This window comes from Cytobacillus sp. Bac17, from assembly GCF_024519925.1.
In the GTDB taxonomy this organism is placed as follows: Bacteria; Bacillota; Bacilli; order Bacillales; family Cytobacillaceae; genus Cytobacillus; species Cytobacillus pseudoceanisediminis.
This window is the reverse complement of sequence record NZ_JALJRC010000071.1, coordinates 1-2,249: the sequence shown is the minus strand read 5'-3', so window position 1 is coordinate 2,249 and position 2,249 is coordinate 1. Positions and strand designations below refer to the sequence as shown.

The window sequence follows — 2,249 nt, the reverse complement described above, 5'->3', positions numbered from 1 at the left end:
TTCCTCCCAAAACTAATTAACATTATTTTAGCATTTCTTATTCCACAAACCTGCCTCGTTTGTTAATAAAGAAAAAGCTACCTGATATGGGCAGCTAATCTTGAATATAAGGAACTGTTAGTTCATTTAAACAAATAGAATTTCGTTAGACTACTCTTCAAAATCATACTCATAAATCGGGTTTATACACTTTAAGATAGAGACAATTGCATTATTATATCCAGACAGTTTGTCTATCTCTCTTTTATCTGTAAACTCTTCGTTTTCAAACTGTACTGCAAGTTTATTTATTATATTTAGGTACTTACTGACAAAATCATTTTCCTTCATTTCTTTAACATCCGTCAACATTTCATTATAAGCCAGCAATTCACCTTCATCATTATCTTTATAATCTGTTTTATCGAATATAGTATTTGTATTTGTGAAATGTATTTTTCTTTCAATAACATCTACTAATGTAAATTGGTTAAGTTTTTTATCAACAGTCATAATTACCCCCTACTTGTTTGAATATGCATTCTTAATATTTTCTATTTTTCTTATTCAATTATTCTGCCCCGTTTGTTGAAGAAGAAAAAGGCTGCCGAAGCAACCTTAACTTAAACACCCGTATGTTCAATAAAATTTGTATCTTTTAGTCGATAAATTCATTTTCATAAGGATTAGCGTACAAATCCACATCCAATTCAGCTTCAATGCTTGCAGCAAACTTTATGATGTCTTTATCCAGATATAAAGCAGGGGTATTTCCCTCTTCTATTTTAACGACGATTGAGAGTTTACACTCCACGGAGTATGCCTCTTTTATTTCGTTAATGATTGATGACTTATTTTGTAGTTTATTTATAATTTGCTGGAGTTGATTATTCACATCAAGCGAAACCTGGTAGCCTGTCCCTAAATCCCAACTTGTCTCTTTTCTATAACAAGCAGTTGAACGGTTTGGAATTAAATCACCTTTTTTATAAGTTTCAGTAGGTGTTACTTCTAATTTTTCAGTTACGTCATCTAATGAAAACTCATCTCCGTATAAACTGAAGTAAACCATTACTTGAGTTTTGTCCAAGCTAATTTTCCCCTCCAAATGTTTATATTTTCTGTTTTTATTATATTATCCTTCTTCCACAAACCTGCCCCGTTTGTTCATTAAGAAAAATGGCTGCCTAGAATAACAACACTTTTTTCAACTCTTCCACCCGTTAAGCTTAACTAAGATTTCATGTTACCGAGTTAAATGTTCTTTTAAAATCAGTTTAAAATACGGCTTAAAATCAATTTCAATAGTTTGTTGAGAATCCTCATTAACTACTGTTAATAGCACACCGGCACGGTCTTTCTTATCTGCTGTAATTTCAAATTTTTCGACTCGTTTTAGATTCAAAAGTGATAACAATCTATTTGAACTAAGCTGAGTTACCTGTATTTTTACTTCACCATTGGAAGGAGAAAGCTTAACAATAAATGCTTCTTCTCCATTGGAAAACTTGTAGGTTGCTTCATTATAATAAAAAGGTAAGCTATTTGAGGTAGAATCATATAACATTGGTTCCGATTCAAATAACGAAAGAAAGTCGTTTTCTTCTGGAAATATAGGCATTTTACCATCACCTTTTTTATCACTATTTTAACATTTCTTCTTCCACAAACCTGCCCCTTTTATGGAATAGAAAAACCGCCTGGTTTTGGCAGCTGATCTGGAACATAAGTACTCGTTACTTTAATAAGAATTTCTTTAATTGTTGATAATAAGAACAACATTAAATGGAGGATTCTCATGAAAAAAAGCCTTTTAATATTGGTCGCCTGCTTAACTCTTTTCTCTTGTTCTCCCGTTCAAGCCGAAACCGTAACTAAAAATGATGTACAGTTGCGTGATGATGTGATCCTCAATTTGCTTTGGCCATCCATTGACAAAGCACTCGAAAAACATTTCGGTAAACCGAAGCAGTTTTATTGCGATCGGATTCTCCAAATCAAAAAGGTGGAACCATACGAAACCTACAGCTACTTTAATGTCACCGTGCAGGTAACAACATTTGAAGGTGCTCACGATATCCCATATGATTTAGTTACTTTCACTTTTAGTAATAAATATAGTATGGAGTGGCGAGCTATTGATGTCAAAAGCAGAAGGTTAAAGCCTAACGAAGTAACTGAATGCAGAGGAATCTCCTTCAACTAAACTGCCACTTTCGTATTATAAGGTCACCAGATATTTCTGGTTGACCATTTTTTATTTGGTCTTA

The 2,249-nt window shown here is 32.9% G+C and carries 4 protein-coding genes; 1 reads left to right on the top strand and 3 read right to left on the bottom strand.

The genetic code is table 11. The features are described from left to right. Positions 1-150: 150 nt before the first annotated feature. From NR125_RS29105 to NR125_RS29095, 3 genes are all read right to left on the bottom strand, one after another. Positions 151-492 carry a hypothetical protein gene (locus NR125_RS29105; protein ID WP_256816838.1) on the bottom strand — a complete coding sequence of 114 codons (342 nt, stop codon included), beginning with the start codon at positions 490-492 and terminating at the stop codon, positions 151-153. A gap of 145 nt (positions 493-637) precedes the next feature. Further along, a complete protein-coding gene (locus NR125_RS29100; RefSeq protein ID WP_256816839.1) occupies positions 638-1,069 on the bottom strand; it encodes a DUF4279 domain-containing protein in 432 nt (143 codons plus the stop codon). A 156-nt stretch (positions 1,070-1,225) separates the two neighbouring features. After that, positions 1,226-1,600 (bottom strand): hypothetical protein, encoded by a 375-nt coding sequence (locus tag NR125_RS29095; protein ID WP_256816837.1) that lies wholly within the window; start codon positions 1,598-1,600, stop codon positions 1,226-1,228. A gap of 177 nt (positions 1,601-1,777) precedes the next feature. Here NR125_RS29095 and NR125_RS29090 point away from each other — a divergent pair, with 177 nt between their 5' ends. Then, positions 1,778-2,185 carry a DUF3888 domain-containing protein gene (locus NR125_RS29090; RefSeq protein WP_256816836.1) on the top strand — a complete coding sequence of 136 codons (408 nt, stop codon included), beginning with the start codon at positions 1,778-1,780 and terminating at the stop codon, positions 2,183-2,185. Positions 2,186-2,249 lie beyond the last annotated feature (64 nt).

Coding starts and splice junctions, on each gene's coding strand:
- NR125_RS29105 (WP_256816838.1), bottom strand. CDS start 492: ATGACTGTTGATAAAAAACTTAACCAATTTACATTAGTAGATGTTATT.
- NR125_RS29095 (WP_256816837.1), bottom strand. CDS start 1,600: ATGCCTATATTTCCAGAAGAAAACGACTTTCTTTCGTTATTTGAATCG.
- NR125_RS29090 (WP_256816836.1), top strand. CDS start 1,778: ATGAAAAAAAGCCTTTTAATATTGGTCGCCTGCTTAACTCTTTTCTCT.